The sequence below is a fragment of the Catenibacterium mitsuokai genome (genome assembly GCF_025148785.1).
Lineage (GTDB): Bacteria > Bacillota_I > Bacilli_A > Erysipelotrichales > Coprobacillaceae > Catenibacterium > Catenibacterium mitsuoka.
Window position 1 is genome coordinate 538344 of sequence record NZ_CP102271.1, and the last position, 15203, is coordinate 553546.

Below are 15203 nucleotides of genomic sequence, written 5' to 3' on the forward strand. Positions count from 1 at the left end.
TTTCTATTAATATGACTTTTTTTTATTGAGCCCTTCCTATATAATGGGGAAATAAGGAGGGCATAAGTGTGAAACAAAAATCAATCAAAACGTATAAAAAAAGACGAACTTAAAAACAAGTTTGAATAATTTAGAAAAAATAGAATAATCGAATATTATGGTTTAGTTAATTTAGAAACGTCAAAACCTGATTTCTTAAGAAACTCAATTGCTGATTCTTCTGTTAAAACTTGTTGCTTTATAGGTGGCTTAGGATTTTTAAATGATTCATAATCTGAAGGATTAAATGTCTCTCCAGTAAGAATCATATGGTATATACTGACAAGCATCATTCTTGCAATTGCGATAATGGCTTTCTTGTGACCTCGTCTCTTTTTGATACGAGAATACTTAATTCCAAAATAGCCATCCTTATCTTTGATTGCTCCAAGAGCGCACTGAACTAATAAAGGTTTTAAATATTGACCTGCTTTAGAAATACGAACTGATTTTTTCTTGTTAGCACTTTCGTTGTTTGCAGGTGCTAATCCAGCCCAACAGGTTAGCTGTTTATCTGATTCGAATTGTTTCATATCTACTCCGATTTCTGAAATAATGAGGATTGCAGATAAAGTGCTGATACCTGGTAGTTGGGTGATGTGCATGAATTGATCGAACATTGGTGCTGCACGTTTCATCATTTCGATTTCACAGTTATCAATATGGACTTGTAATTCTTCCATATGAGTCATTGACTCATTCATTTTAAACCTTTGATCAGTTTCAATATTGCAGTGTTTAATGGAATCTAGAATCTTATCTTTATTTTTACACGATCTATGGATACATTTCAAAATTTTCTCATCTTCAATGATATCTGACTCAAGTACTTCTTTCATGATTGCTTGTGCAGACTTTCCAAACGGATCTGAAAATACAGAACCAATACCGATATTGGAAACTGTCATACAGTTCTGATATCGATTACGTTCAGAGGAACGCATCCCAACCAATTTATAGCGATAGCGAGATATTTCTCGTAAAGCTCTTATTTCTTTGGGTGGTATAAAAGAAAATTTGATTAGATCATGTTTAAATAAATCACAGATCCATTTTGAATCTTTCTTGTCAGTTTTCTTTCCTTTAATTGCTTTGACATATTTTGGATGAGTTAAGTAAATATTGATTTCATCTTCTAAGATGTTAAAAATTGGAATCCAATATTTACCAGTAGATTCCATGCATGCATCAAAGCATTTGTGATTAATGAGCCACTGTTTAAGATTCAGTAAATCAGGGTTTAAAGTTGAAAACGTTTCTTGGATGTATTCGGTAATACGAGTTTTCTTATTAGTAATACCGATTGTAGCCACAATGATATTCTTGTGAACATCCATGCCACAGCAGATTGGTCTAACAATCTTCATAAAAAAATCTCTCCTTTCATTGAAAGAAGAGAAGTGGCATTGACTGCTATCTAAGCTAATCACTCAGTTGATTGTACAATCATAAGTGTCCTGGCTCTAAGTCCAACTTATTTGTGCTTGAAAAGATAGCGGCTACTTATAACAATTCAGGATATTCTATTTGAGTAGAATTGCCTACTCTCCCTCACGTGCTCTGTAGTATACCACCTCTCTTTGATTATACTATTATATCGAGAGGCACACTAGAGTTTTGGTGGATTTGAGTTTGATTTGAGTTTGATTATATATTTGTGTCCGCGCAACGAAGGCGCGGGGAAATGGAGGAAACTATGAAAATGGTATTTTGTGATATAGATGGGACTCTTTATCGTGATAACAAACAAATATCACCATTAAATAAAGAAGCTCTGATGCGTTTTCGTGATGCAGGTGGCAAGGTTGTCTATTGCACAGGACGTCATATTCTAGAAATGGGAATGATTCTTGAAAAAGACGGTTATCCTTTTGATTATCTAGTATTAAACAATGGTGGGGCTATACTAGACGGCAATAAGGATACTCTTTATGAAAAACATATAGAAGCATCAGTTGGACTTGATATTCTACAATGGGGTGTAGATGCGAACATGTTTGTCCATATGTGTGATGGAAAGAAGAGTTATGGCTGTTTTAATCATCAATCCTTTGCACATAGTGACCAGGGAGATATACCTATTCCTGATGACTATATGACTCTAATGAAGAAAAGTCCTTCATTCCAGATTATCAGCTTGAATCAGGAAAATAGGCAGACAGACCAAATTGATATGATTAAGAAGAGAATTGAAGAAAAGTATGGCAGCTATGTAGAGTGTCATCCCAATCTTCATTTTCTAGATGTTGTTCCTAATAACTGTTCAAAAGGAACAGGTGTGAACTATCTAAAAGAAAACACAAATGCGACAACTTATACGATAGGTGATTCATGGAATGATTTATCGATGATTGAAGCAGGAGATCATGGCTGCACATTTGATTATGCACATGATGCTATTCAAAAAAAGGCTGATCATGTCTATAGTTATGTCTATGAAATGATCGATGATATACTAGGGGGTAAAATATAATGAACTGGAAAAATAACTTAAGAGATGTAGAACCTTATGTTGCTGGGGAGCAGCCTAAGATGTCTCATCTTATCAAACTAAACACAAATGAAAATCCATATGAACCAGGAGAAAAGGTTAAAGAAGCTATTCAAACTTTTGATCCATTTAAGCTAAGACTTTATCCTGATGCCGATGCATCAAAGCTTAAACATTTAATTGCGGAATATCATGGTTTAGATGATAAACAGGTATTTATTGGAAACGGAAGTGATGAGGTTCTTGCCTTAACATTCTTAACATGTTTCAATGGAAAAGATCCACTTCTATTCCCAGATATTACTTATTCTTTCTATCCTGTTTACTGTGAACTATTTAATATTGACTATAAAACAATGCCGTTAGATGACGCATTTAAGATTAAGAAAGAAGATTATTTCACAAAAAATGGTGGCATTATCTTCCCTAATCCCAATGCACCTACAGGTGAATTGATGTCTGTAGAAGACATTGATGAGATCATCAGTCATAATCCTGATAGTGTTGTGGTGATTGATGAAGCTTATATTGATTTTGGTGGAGAAACAGTGATTCCACTATTAAAGAAATATGATAACTTACTTGTGATTCATACATTCTCTAAATTCCGTTCACTTGCAGGAAGCAGACTGGGTGTTGCGTTAGGTAATGAAGAATTGATTTCACATTTATATGATGTGAAGAACTCATTCAACTCTTATCCAATCGATGCACTTGCACAGGTTATTGGTGAAGCATCTATACAAGACAGTGATGTCATCAAAGAACATGCTAAAAAGATTGTGGCAACACGTGAACGTACAAAGAAGTCCCTTAAAGAAATGGGATTCACAATGACAGACAGCTATTCTAACTTCATCTTTATTCATCATGATGATTTTGATGCAGAATATATCTTTAAAGAATTAAGAAAGAAACATATTATTGTAAGATATTTCAATGCACCACGTATTAATCAGTATTTACGTGTGACTATCGGAAATGATGAAGAGATGGATGCATTCTTAGATGCTGTCAAAGAAATTATTCAAGCATCATAAAAGCATAAGGAAACAATTAATGATATGATAAATACAGATAACGTACTTCTATTTGATCTAGATGGTACAGTACTCAATACCGATGAATTGATCTTTCAATCATTCAGATATACATTTAAGCAGTTTCTTCCTGAATATACTTTATTAGAAGAAGAATTACTTTCTTTTTTAGGACCTCCTTTAAGAGAATCATTTGCACGTTATCTTTCTGGTCATCAGGTAGATGAAGCAGTACAAGTATATCGTGCTTATAATCGTGAGAAGCATAATGATTATGTCACTCTTTATCCTCATGAAACAGAAGTATTAAAAAAACTTCATGAAGAGGGTATAAAGATGGCTATTGTCACTACAAAATACAAGGATGCCGCTGTCTATGGATTAAAGTGTGCAGACTTAGATCAATATTTTGATGTAGTGATAGGAAGTGATGAAGTCACTCATGGTAAACCTCATCCAGAAGCATTACGCGTTGCCTTGTCCCATCTTAATGCGACAAAAGGCTATATGATTGGTGATAATGTGACAGATATTCAAGCAGGTAAAAATGCAGGTATTGGGACAATAGGGGTGACCTGGTCACTTAAAGGAACTCAGTTACTCCTAGAAGAACATCCAGATTATATGATGGAGTCTTATGATGATTTATATCAATATCTAGAAAGGATGTAGACTATGAAAGATATCATTATTATTGGTGGTGGACCAGCTGGTTTAACTGCCGCTTTATATGCAAGTCGTGCCGGAGCAGATGTGATGGTTATTGAATCAGGGGCACCTGGTGGTAAATTAAACTTAACAGCGCATATAGAAAACTATCCTGGCATAAAAGAGATGATGGGCCCACAATTAGCCTATGATATGTATGAACAGGCTCTTAACTTCGGTGCTGAATTAAAGATGACAGAAGTAAAAGGCATTGTAGATAAGAATGACCATAAGGTGGTTATTACATCTAAAGAAGAACTAGAAGCACGTGCTGTCATTATTGCGACAGGGACTAAAGAACGTAAGATGGGGCTCGACTTAGAAGATGAAATGACGGGTAGAGGTATTTCCTATTGTGCTGTTTGTGATGGCCCTTTCTTTAGAGGTAAAGAGGTTGCTGTCATTGGTGGTGGTAATAGTGCTATTGAAGAATCACTTTATTTGGCAGGTATTACAGAAAAGGTTCATATTATCATGAGACGTGATGTATTCCGTGCAGATGATTATCTAGTGAAAAAAGCACTCAATAATGAAAAGATTGAGTTCCATTTCAAAAAGAAGCCTCATGCATTGATTGTTGAAGATGATATATTAAAGGGCTTAGAATTAGAAGATAGTGAAACAAAAGAAGTAGAACCACTTTATGTACAAGGTATCTTCCCATTTATTGGATTAGATCCAGTCACTGATTTTGTGAAGGATTTAGGTATTACAAATGAACAGGGTTATATTGATGTGGATGAACATATGGAAACATCTATTCAAGGTTTATTTGCGATTGGTGATGTTAGAACTAAGACATTAAGACAAGTTGTCACAGCCGCAAATGATGGCGCGATTGCTGGACAATATGCTGCTAAGCTTGTAGAAGAGAACTAATAATAGTTCTCTTTTTGAATGCTTTATAGACTCATCTATGTATGTTATAATAACGTTGATATTAAGGAGGAAGGTCTATGTCAAATGTAGAAGTTGTATTAGTTTCTGGTATGTCTGGTGCAGGTAAATCTACTGCTATGGCTGTTTTTGAAAATATGGGATATTACTGCATCGATAACTATCCAGTCGCTTTATTAGAAGAGTTTGGAGATTATTTACTCAATGAAACATTAGGTAGTAAGATTGCGATGGGTATTTCATTAGGGGATGCTTTGCAGGCAATTCGTGAACTATCTAATATGGATTGGATCAAGCTGACTATTGTATTTTTAGATTGTGATAATTCAGAAATCTTGAAGCGTTATAAGCAGACAAGACGTTCTCATCCAATGATGATTATGAATAAAGCCAACACACTTTATGATTCTATTGAACTAGAACGTCATGAATTTGAACAGATTAAAACACAGGCTGATTTAGTCATAGATACAACTTTATTAAAGCGTACAGCTTTGCAGGATAGACTAGAAGCATCTTTTTATCACGAAACAGGAGAAACATTCCGTGTCTCTTTTGTTTCATTTGGGTATAAGTTTGGTATTCCAAAGGATGCTGATTTACTTCTTGATGTAAGATTCCTACCTAATCCTTTTTATGTTCCTGAATTAAGAAATAAGACAGGAAATGATAAGGAAGTCTATGACTATGTCATGGAAAAGCCAGAAACTCAGGAATTTGTAAAAAAGACTCTGGCATATTATGATTATTTATTGGAAGAATATGAAAAAGAAGGAAAGATGCAATTGATAGTTGGTATTGGCTGTACAGGTGGTCAGCACCGTTCTGTTACTCTTACAAATTTCCTTGCGAACCATTACAAGAAATATTACAAAGTATATAAGTGGCATCGTGATGCTGACCACTAGAGGATGTGAAAAGAAATGTTGTCGTTTTCAAGAAAAGTAAAGGAAGAGATCGTTTTTAATGATTTTGATCATGACTGCTCTAAAGCGATTCTTTGTGCTTTATTAAAAACCAATGGAACCCTTATGTTAGGACAGGGACTCTCTCTCTTGATCCGTACAGAAAACGCAAAAATAGCGTCAAAGATGCATAAACTTCTTAAAGAACTTTATGCACCTTCAATAGAATTTAAAGTTAAAAAGATGATGAAACTTAAGAAGAATAATATATATCTTCTTAAGGTTTCTAAAGCAAGAGAAATACTAGAAGATCTTCATTTATTAGATGGTTTAGGTTTCACTATGCTGCCTTCTGATAAGATTCTTTATGATGATCGTACAAGAAGAGCTTATCTTGCAGGAATCTTCCTCGCAAGCGGTTCAGTGAATAACCCTGATACATCTAACTATCATCTAGAAATGAGTGTACAGGATGAACCCCTTGCTCAGTATATTGAAGATATGATGAATCATTATGGTTTAAATGCGCATGTTATCAAGAGACGTAATCGTTTTGTGATTTATATGAAATCTGCAGAAAGAATAGGGGACTTCTTACGTGCGATTGGTGCTTCTACTTCTGTTATGGAGTTTGAAACAACACGTATTGACCGTTCTATGGCTAATACTGTAAACAGATGGAATAATTGCGATATTGCGAATGAAATGAAGGCAATGACAGCTAGTGCCAAACAGATTGAAGATATAGCTTATGTGATTGATAAAGCAGGAATAGAAATTCTAGATTCTAAAACGGCTGAAGTCGCTCAGATTCGTTTAGAAAACCCAGAACTTACACTTAATGAACTTGCAGATGTTTATTTTGATAAAACAGGACAGACTATTTCTAAATCAGGGCTTCACCATCGTTTTAAGAAAATAAAGGATGAAGCAGCACGTCTTCGTCAGATGGAGGAAGAATAATGACTGTAACAGAAAGATTTGGAATGCGTATCAAAGAATTGAGAGTACAGCAGGGTATTTCTCAAGAAGAACTAGGCTTTAGATGTCATCTTTCCAAGAATTATATATCTGATGTAGAAAGAGGCACTAGAAATGTCAGTCTTAAAGCAATTGATCAGTTTGCGAAGGGTTTAGGTATTACTCTTAAAGAACTTTTTGATTACTAATCATGTGAAATTTCAGAAGATGTCTAAGGCATCTTCTATTTTTTGTTTGGAATTGGTATAATTTTCGTGAGTTCATCATATGTTTACAATAGAGACATATAATGACTACACTTAAAGGAGAAACTATATGGATGCACTAATCTATTTTATAATTATATTTTTAATTCTATCTGTTTTCTTAAACATCATTGCATATGCATGGCCTTTCTTATTAATTATGTTTGTTGTATATGAAATCTGGAAATACTTCAAACTCAAGAAAATCAGAAAGCAGTATGAAGAAGCACAATCACAATATTCATCTCAATCCCAGTCAAGTACACGTAATGATAATCCTGATATCATTGATGTAGAATATAAAGTTGTAGATGAAGAAAAGACAGGGGATGACCAATAAATGATCTGCCCATCATGTCATAGACAAGTCCCTGAAGGGTCTCATTTCTGTCCTCACTGTGGTACGCCACTTGATGACAAATGTCCACATTGTGGACATCAGAATATTCCAAATGCGAAATTCTGCGCTTTTTGTGGAAGACCTCTTGTAGGAGGAACAACACGTCGTCCACAGGGTTCATTTACACCAACAGAGGATATTTATCAGGAAGAAGAAAAAACATACGAACCAGAAAAGGTATCACGTAAAGTAAACTGGAAAGTCGTTCTTATTTCAGTATTAGTTCTTATACTTGCCACTACAGGAGCGCAATATTATCTTAAACATTCTAAAAGTGTTAAGTTTTCTGATAGTAATACAAGTGTTTCAGAACAGATTAAATCTATTGTAAAGCTTAAGAAAACAACGGACATCGAACAATCTTCTAACTTATCCAATGATGGAATGGTAGCAGCGGATGACCAGTACATCTATATGTCTAATACCAACAATGAGTTAGTGAAATTAGATAAGGATATGAATGTCATCAAGAATTATGGTATCAAACAGGCCACTTATTTAAATCTAGTAGGTGAGAAACTTTATTATACTGATCGTGATCATCATATCTCTGTTCTTGATACAAAGACAGGTAAGCATGAAACACTACAGAATGTAGAGGCGTTCTATATGACTTATCATGATAATAAGCTTTATTATCAAAATGATGACGATAATGAAAGTCTTTATGCATATGACCTTTCTACAAAGACATCTACAAAGTTATTAGAAGAACATATTTATAATATGAATATTGTAGGAGATAACATTTATCTTACAGGTAAGTCTTCTATTATTTCATATAATATGACAACAAAAGCTACTGATACTATCTATAATGAACAGGTATATGGTTCAGTTTATAATGATGGTTATCTTTATTTCATTACAGATAAACAGACACTTGGTAGAGTGAATGTGAAATCAAAAGAATCACAGACTATACTTACTGATATGGGTTATTCTATGTTTGTGATGAGTGATGAAGCTATCTACTATGTAGGAAGTGATGCAAAAATGTATCGTCTTGATCTTAAGAAAAAAGATCCTACTGCAGTTTATCAATTCCAGTCACATCGTATTAATGGTATGCAGATTGTGAATGATCAGTTATATATTAAAGACAATCAGGATTGGAAAGTAGTGAATACTTCTAATACAAAGTATGCAGTTATATTTGAGAATTAGGTACTGATTTACTTCAGTGCCTTTTTTTGTACGCAGGATTTATGCTATAATGGTTGGGTAAAAAATGGAGATGATTATATGTTTATACGCGAAATTATTGAGGCCACAAATGGAAAACTCTTAAGCGGCCACTTAGATGACCAGGTCAATGGCTTTACACAGGATACACGTGTGATTCAGCCAGGCAACCTATATATCCCTCTTGTTGGTATTAAAGATGGACATGACTATATTCCACAGGCATTTAATAAAGGTGCAGCAGCCACTCTTACAAATCGCCCGATTGAAGATGATTCACATAATGTTATTCTAGTAGAAGATACAATGAAGGCATTAGGTGATTTAGCACGTTATGTACGTGTACATTCTCATGCTAAAGTTATTGGTATTACAGGTTCAGCAGGAAAAACAAGTACTAAGGATATGATTGCAAGTGTTATTTCACAGCAATATACAACATTAAAAACACAAGGAAACTTCAACAATAATATCGGTCTTCCACTCACTATTCTTCGTTATAATGGTGAAGAAGTCATGGTTATTGAAATGGGTATGAACCATCTAGAAGAAATAGATTACTTAACGAAGATTGCTTTACCCGATATTGCAGCTATTACTAATATCGGTACAGCACATATTGGTGAACTTGGCTCTAGAGAAAATATCTTACAGGCTAAGATGGAAATTGTACATGGTATGAATCATGGTACTTTAGTTGTGAATAACGACAATGATCTTTTATCAACAGTTCACCCTGAAGGGATTTCATTAAAGACTATTGGTATTGAAAGTGATGCTGATCTCAAGGCAACTGATATTATTCTTAATGAAGATATGTCATCATTTAGAGTGAAGGTCAATGGTCAGGACTATGCTGTAAGAGTTTATGTGCCAGGTGTTCATTTTATCTTTAATGCATTAATTGCGATTCAGATTGGCTTATTATTAGATATTCCAATGGAAAAATGTATCAGAGGTATTGAAACATTTGAACTTACTAAAAATAGAAATGATATCTTAACACTGGACCGTCATATCCGTGTTATTGATGGCACTTATAATGCGAACCTTGATTCTATGAAATCAAGTATTGATGTATTATCAGGCTATACAGATCGTAAGATTGCAGTATTAGGGGATATGTTAGAACTTGGAGACTATGAAGAAACACTTCATCGTGCTGTAGGTGCTCATTTACTTAAAAAGAATATTGATTTAATCTTGACTGTAGGCCCTGCTGCGCGTTATATTTCAGACGAGGTCAATAAGGCTAAACCAGGTATTGCATATCATTTTGATGATAATGCATCATTAAGTGCTTATTTACAAGAATGTCTAGAAGAAAATGATGTTGTTCTAGTGAAGGCTTCTAATGGTATGCATCTTAAGGAAGTCATTAATGATTTAAAGGAGAATAATTAAATGAAATTATTATTAGTATGTGGTGGACAGTCTACAGAACATGCTGTCAGCCGTATGTCATGTGTGAATATCTATAAAAATGCAGATAAGAGTAAGTATGATATCAAGATTGCAGGTATTACTAAAGAAGGAGAATGGTATGATCTAGTATCTACTGATTTTTCTAGTGATAGCTGGCTAGAAGGTGCAACAAAGATTACTGATCATTTCACTTTCTTAAAATCATTTGATGTTGTCTTCCCTGTATTACATGGTCAGTTTGGTGAAGATGGAACTATCCAGGGTTTATTAGAAATGGCTCAGGTTCCTTATGTTGGATGCCGTGTAATGGCATCATGTACTGCAATGGATAAGATCTATGCAAAGAAGCTATTTGATCAGGCTCATATTCCTCAGGTACCTTCTTTATATGTTAAGAAGAGATATGATGATAAATTAGTTGTAGTAGATGATGAAGGAAGAGAAAGCTTTAACGTAGAAATGGAAATCTATACACACTTAGGATTCCCTTGCTTTGTGAAAGCAAGTCGTTCTGGTTCAAGTGTAGGATGTTATAAAGTCAATAGCCTTACTGAATTATTACCAAGACTTCATGAAGCAGCAACTTATGACCGTCATGTTGTTGTAGAAAAGGCTATTAATGCGACAGAATTAGAATGTGCTGTTATTGGTAATGATGATATCAGTGCATCACGTGTAGGACAGATTTTACCTCATGGTGAATTCTATACATATGAATCTAAATATGAAGATGAACAGAGTGCTACATGCATTCCTGCAAGAGTAGATCAGTCTATCCAGGATTATATCAGACAGGCTGCAGTGAAAGCATTCAAGGCAGTAGATGGAACAGGTCTAGCTCGATGTGATTTCTTCTATGATAACGATACAGGAAATGTATACTTAAATGAAATCAATACAATGCCTGGCTTTACAAATATCTCTATGTATCCTCAGTTAATGAAGGATGCAGGACTAGATACACCAGCTCTTATTGATGAATTAATCAAGCTTGCATTACAGAGATAAGATGTCGAAAGACATCTTTTTTTATAGCCTTAATAGATAAATAATTATTAATGTAATAAATATTTTGCGAAGTAAGTACAAAAATGTCTGTAATTAAAAACAATGAAAAAAACATTGAATATTACGATAAAATTCATGTAAGTTATTAAAAGAAACCGCTTATATAACTGATAATCCGACAAATAATTAATATAATTAGGAAAATAATGAAAAAAGTGAAAAAGTTTGTTGACATGTCTATGTGAGAAGTATATGATAAACACAACAACCCAAAAGAAAACGACTTTGATAGGAACTAGTAGGGGAATGATGAAAGCGCAGAGAGGTTCTGGCTGGTGTAAAGAACTGTTTGATCATCTTTGAACTCATCCTTGAGTGGAGCACTGAATTAAGTAGGCTGCTACGGCACTTGCGACCGTTATCTCGCTAGAGTATGAACTTTATATATAAAGCGTACTCGATAAGGTTGATATTGTGAGATATCAATAAATTGAGGTGGAACCACGAAGAATTATTCTCTCGTCCTCTTACGCTAGTAAGGGCGAGGGCTTTTTTTATAGGTTGGAAAGGAGAATAAACAATTATGATGAATTACCAAAAGTACAAGAGATTTGAAACAGTGAGCTTGAAAGACCGCACATGGCCAGATAAGACAATTGAAAAAGCTCCTATCTGGTGTTCAGTAGATTTACGTGATGGTAACCAGGCACTTGTGACACCAATGAATATTCAGGAAAAGGTCAGAATGTTCAAGTTATTAGTAGAACTTGGATTCAAGGAAATTGAAGTAGGTTTCCCATCTGCTTCACAGATTGAATATGATTTTCTAAGACTATTGATTGAAGAAAACCTCATTCCTGATGATGTCACTGTTCAGGTATTAACTCAGTGCCGTGAACACCTTATCAAAAGAACATTTGAAGCCCTTGATGGATTAGATCGTGCTATTGTGCATATTTATAACTCTACAAGTATTCTTCAAAGAGATGTTGTCTTCAACAAAGATAAAGATGAAATCAAGAAGATTGCGACAGACGGCTGTGCTCTTGTAAAGAAGTTATGTGATAATTTCAAAGGTCAAGTCATTCTTGAATATTCACCTGAAAGCTTCACTGGTACAGAAATGGATTATGCGGTAGAAGTAGTGGATGCAGTCTTAGATGTATGGGGAGCTTCTAAAGATAATAAAGTGATTGTCAACCTTCCTTCTACTGTAGAAATGGATACACCAAATGTCTTTGCAGACCAGGTTGAATATGTATGTAGAAACCTAAAGGATCGTGAAAGAGTGATTCTTTCTGTTCATCCACATAATGATAGAGGATGTGGCGTAGCCGCTACAGAACTTGCATTAATGGCTGGGGCAGATCGAGTAGAAGGTACACTATTTGGAAATGGTGAAAGAACAGGTAATGTCGATATTGTCACTGTTGCGTTGAATATGTATACACATGGTGTCAATCCAGAACTTGACTTCTCACAAATGAATGATATCAAGCATGTTTATGAAGAATGTACAAAGATGGAAGTCAATCCTCGTTCACCATATGCAGGTCAGCTAGTATTTACTGCTTTCTCTGGAAGCCATCAGGATGCGATTAATAAAGGTATTCATAAATATCATGAAAGACATCAGAAGCAGTGGGAAGTACCTTACCTTCCAATTGATCCAGCTGATTTAAATAGACAATATGAACCGATTGTTCGTATTAACTCTCAGTCAGGTAAAGGCGGCGTGGCTTTCGTTATGGATACAGTCTTTGGTTATCATCTACCTAAAGCATTACAGGGTGATTTCGCAAAGATCGTACAGAATATTTCTGAAGCAGAAGGAGAAGTATCACCAGAAAGAATCTATGATACTTTCAGAAATGAATATATTGAAAATGAAGAACCATTCCAGTTCATATATCAGAAACTAACAGATATCTCAGAAGATACAGAAAACGAATATGAAAGAAAAGTAGAACTAACAATTCGTGATCATGGTGAAGAACGTACAATTGTTGGTTATGGTAATGGTCCAATTGATGCAGTTAAGAATGCCTTCAATGATAATGGCTACCATTATATTCACTTATTAGATTACTCAGAACATGCATTAACATCTGGTTCAAGTGCTAAAGCAGCAGCTTATGTACAGCTTAGAGCCAAAGGTACATCTATTATTGAATGGGGTGTAGGTGTTCATCCAAATATTACAACTGCCACTATTAAAGCGATTATTTCTGCTATGAATAGAATACATAAAGATATGAGGGAGGCCGCTTAATGGAAAGACTTGTCCTGTCTATTCTAGTTGATAATACAGCCGGCGTACTAAGCCGTGTCGCTGGATTATTCTCTAGAAGAGGCTACAACATTGATTCATTGACTGTTGGGGAAACAAATGATCCAACAGTCTCACGTATGACAGTATCTGCAAGAGGAGAACCAGCCACTCTTGCACAGATTAAAAAGCAGTTAAGAAAGCTGGAAGATGTAATTGAAATATTTCCGTTAGATGATGACCATTCAGTCTATCGTGAATTGGTGCTTATTAAGGTAGAAGCAGACCACTCACAAAGACCTGATATTGTGTCAATTGTTAATATATTTAGAGCGCAGATTGTAGATGTTGCGCCAAATTCACTCGTTGTGGAAGTAACAGGTGATGAAAGTAAGATCAATGGTATTCTCACAATGTTAGATACGTTCAATATCACCGAGATCGTCCGTACTGGTATTGCTGGCATCGGAAGAGGACTAGATGATTTTGATATAGAAAAGATGAAAGCTAAGAAAAATAGGGGGTAAAGAAATATGGCTAAAATCTATTACAACACAGACTGTGATTTATCTTTATTGGATGGTAGAAAGGTTGCTATCATCGGTTATGGTTCTCAGGGACATGCACATGCACTAAACCTTAAGGAATCTGGAGTAGACGTTGTTGTTGGTCTATATGAAGGTTCTAAGTCTTGGAAGAAAGCAGAAGAACAGGGACTTAAAGTTATGACATCTGCTGATGCAGCTGCTTGGGCAGACATCATCATGGTATTAATTCCTGATGAATTACAGGCAAAACTTTATAAAGAAGCTATCGAACCAAACTTAAACGAAGGCGATATGTTAATGTTCGCTCATGGTTTCAATATTCATTTCAATCAGATTGTTCCACCAAAGAACGTTGATGTAACTATGATTGCTCCAAAAGCTCCAGGTCATACAGTACGTTCAGAATACCAGGCAGGTAAAGGAACTCCTTGTCTAGTAGCAGTTGAACAGGATTACACTGGTAAGGCTCATGATTATGCATTAGCTTATGGTGCTGCAATCGGTGGTGCAAGAGCTGGTCTATTAGATACTACATTCAGAACTGAAACAGAAACAGACTTATTCGGTGAACAGGCAGTTCTTTGTGGTGGTGTATGTCAGTTAATGCAGACTGGTTTCGAAGTATTAGTAGAAGCTGGTTATGATCCAAAGAATGCATACTTTGAATGTATCCATGAAATGAAGTTAATCGTAGACTTAATCTACCAGTCAGGTTTCGAAGGTATGAGAAAATCTATTTCTAATACTGCAGAATATGGTGACTATATCACTGGTCCTAAATTAATTACTGAAGACACTAAGAAAGCAATGAAGAAAGTATTAGCTGATATCCAGGATGGTTCATTCGCTAAAGAATTCTTACTTGAAATGTCAGCAGCAGGCGGACAGGCTCACTTCAAAGCAATGAGACAGTTACACAATGAACATGAATGTGAAAAAGTAGGTGCTGATATCCGTTCATTATATTCTTGGTCTGATGAAGATAAGCTTTTAAATAACTAATCACTAAGCAACACACACTTTGTGTGTTGTAAAGAGGAAGTACTTCGGTACTTTCTCGTT

Annotated in this window: 15 protein-coding genes and 1 other annotated feature; of the genes, 14 read left to right on the plus strand and 1 reads right to left on the minus strand. The window is 35.1% G+C overall.

The genetic code is table 11. The features are described from left to right. Positions 1-155: 155 nt before the first annotated feature. Positions 156-1406, minus strand: a complete 1251-nt coding sequence (locus tag NQ499_RS02635; protein WP_259848539.1) for an IS110 family RNA-guided transposase — start codon at positions 1404-1406, stop codon at positions 156-158. Positions 1407-1735: 329 nt separating this feature from the next. Between NQ499_RS02635 and NQ499_RS02640 the strand changes: the two genes are divergently transcribed. The 14 genes from NQ499_RS02640 (at position 1736) to ilvC (ending at position 15143) form a co-directional block, all read left to right on the plus strand. Next, a complete protein-coding gene (locus tag NQ499_RS02640) occupies positions 1736-2512 on the plus strand; it encodes a Cof-type HAD-IIB family hydrolase (protein WP_259848590.1) in 777 nt (258 codons plus the stop codon). Then, on the plus strand, positions 2512-3570 hold the full coding sequence (gene hisC / locus NQ499_RS02645; protein ID WP_006505153.1) for a histidinol-phosphate transaminase: 1059 nt from the start codon (positions 2512-2514) through the stop codon (positions 3568-3570). The genes NQ499_RS02640 and hisC overlap by 1 nt, the downstream gene beginning before the upstream one ends. A gap of 24 nt (positions 3571-3594) precedes the next feature. Continuing rightward, positions 3595-4242, plus strand: coding sequence for a pyrophosphatase PpaX (ppaX, locus tag NQ499_RS02650; RefSeq protein ID WP_006505154.1), 648 nt, complete (start codon positions 3595-3597; stop codon positions 4240-4242). A gap of 3 nt (positions 4243-4245) precedes the next feature. After that, a complete protein-coding gene (gene trxB, locus NQ499_RS02655; protein ID WP_006505155.1) occupies positions 4246-5157 on the plus strand; it encodes a thioredoxin-disulfide reductase in 912 nt (303 codons plus the stop codon). A 77-nt stretch (positions 5158-5234) separates the two neighbouring features. Beyond that, positions 5235-6083, plus strand: a complete 849-nt coding sequence (gene rapZ, locus NQ499_RS02660) for an RNase adapter RapZ (RefSeq protein ID WP_006505156.1) — start codon at positions 5235-5237, stop codon at positions 6081-6083. Positions 6084-6098: 15 nt separating this feature from the next. Beyond that, entirely contained in the window at positions 6099-7043 is a 945-nt protein-coding gene (gene whiA / locus NQ499_RS02665) for a DNA-binding protein WhiA (RefSeq protein ID WP_006505157.1), read from the plus strand. Continuing rightward, positions 7043-7249 (plus strand): helix-turn-helix domain-containing protein, encoded by a 207-nt coding sequence (locus NQ499_RS02670; protein ID WP_006505158.1) that lies wholly within the window; start codon positions 7043-7045, stop codon positions 7247-7249. Before whiA ends, NQ499_RS02670 begins: the two co-directional genes overlap by 1 nt. Before the next feature lie 127 nt (positions 7250-7376). Further along, positions 7377-7646: a hypothetical protein gene (locus NQ499_RS02675; RefSeq protein ID WP_006505159.1), complete on the plus strand. Its 270-nt coding sequence runs from the start codon at positions 7377-7379 to the stop codon at positions 7644-7646. After that, the gene (locus tag NQ499_RS02680; protein WP_006505160.1) at positions 7647-8873 is read left to right on the plus strand and encodes a DUF5050 domain-containing protein; all 1227 of its coding nucleotides are present in this window, start codon (positions 7647-7649) and stop codon (positions 8871-8873) included. It abuts the gene before it with no gap. A gap of 78 nt (positions 8874-8951) precedes the next feature. Next, on the plus strand, positions 8952-10295 hold the full coding sequence (locus tag NQ499_RS02685) for a UDP-N-acetylmuramoyl-tripeptide--D-alanyl-D-alanine ligase (protein ID WP_006505161.1): 1344 nt from the start codon (positions 8952-8954) through the stop codon (positions 10293-10295). Continuing rightward, entirely contained in the window at positions 10296-11324 is a 1029-nt protein-coding gene (locus NQ499_RS02690; RefSeq protein WP_006505162.1) for a D-alanine--D-alanine ligase family protein, read from the plus strand. A gap of 276 nt (positions 11325-11600) precedes the next feature. Continuing rightward, positions 11601-11854, plus strand: a binding site (T-box leader). 53 nt (positions 11855-11907) lie between these two features. Continuing rightward, complete coding sequence (gene leuA, locus NQ499_RS02695; protein ID WP_006505163.1) at positions 11908-13596, plus strand: 2-isopropylmalate synthase; 1689 nt, start codon at positions 11908-11910, stop codon at positions 13594-13596. Further along, the gene (ilvN, locus tag NQ499_RS02700) at positions 13596-14120 is read left to right on the plus strand and encodes an acetolactate synthase small subunit (RefSeq protein ID WP_006505164.1); all 525 of its coding nucleotides are present in this window, start codon (positions 13596-13598) and stop codon (positions 14118-14120) included. Before leuA ends, ilvN begins: the two co-directional genes overlap by 1 nt. A 6-nt stretch (positions 14121-14126) precedes the next feature. Next, on the plus strand, positions 14127-15143 hold the full coding sequence (gene ilvC, locus NQ499_RS02705) for a ketol-acid reductoisomerase (protein ID WP_006505165.1): 1017 nt from the start codon (positions 14127-14129) through the stop codon (positions 15141-15143). Positions 15144-15203: the final 60 nt, after the last annotated feature.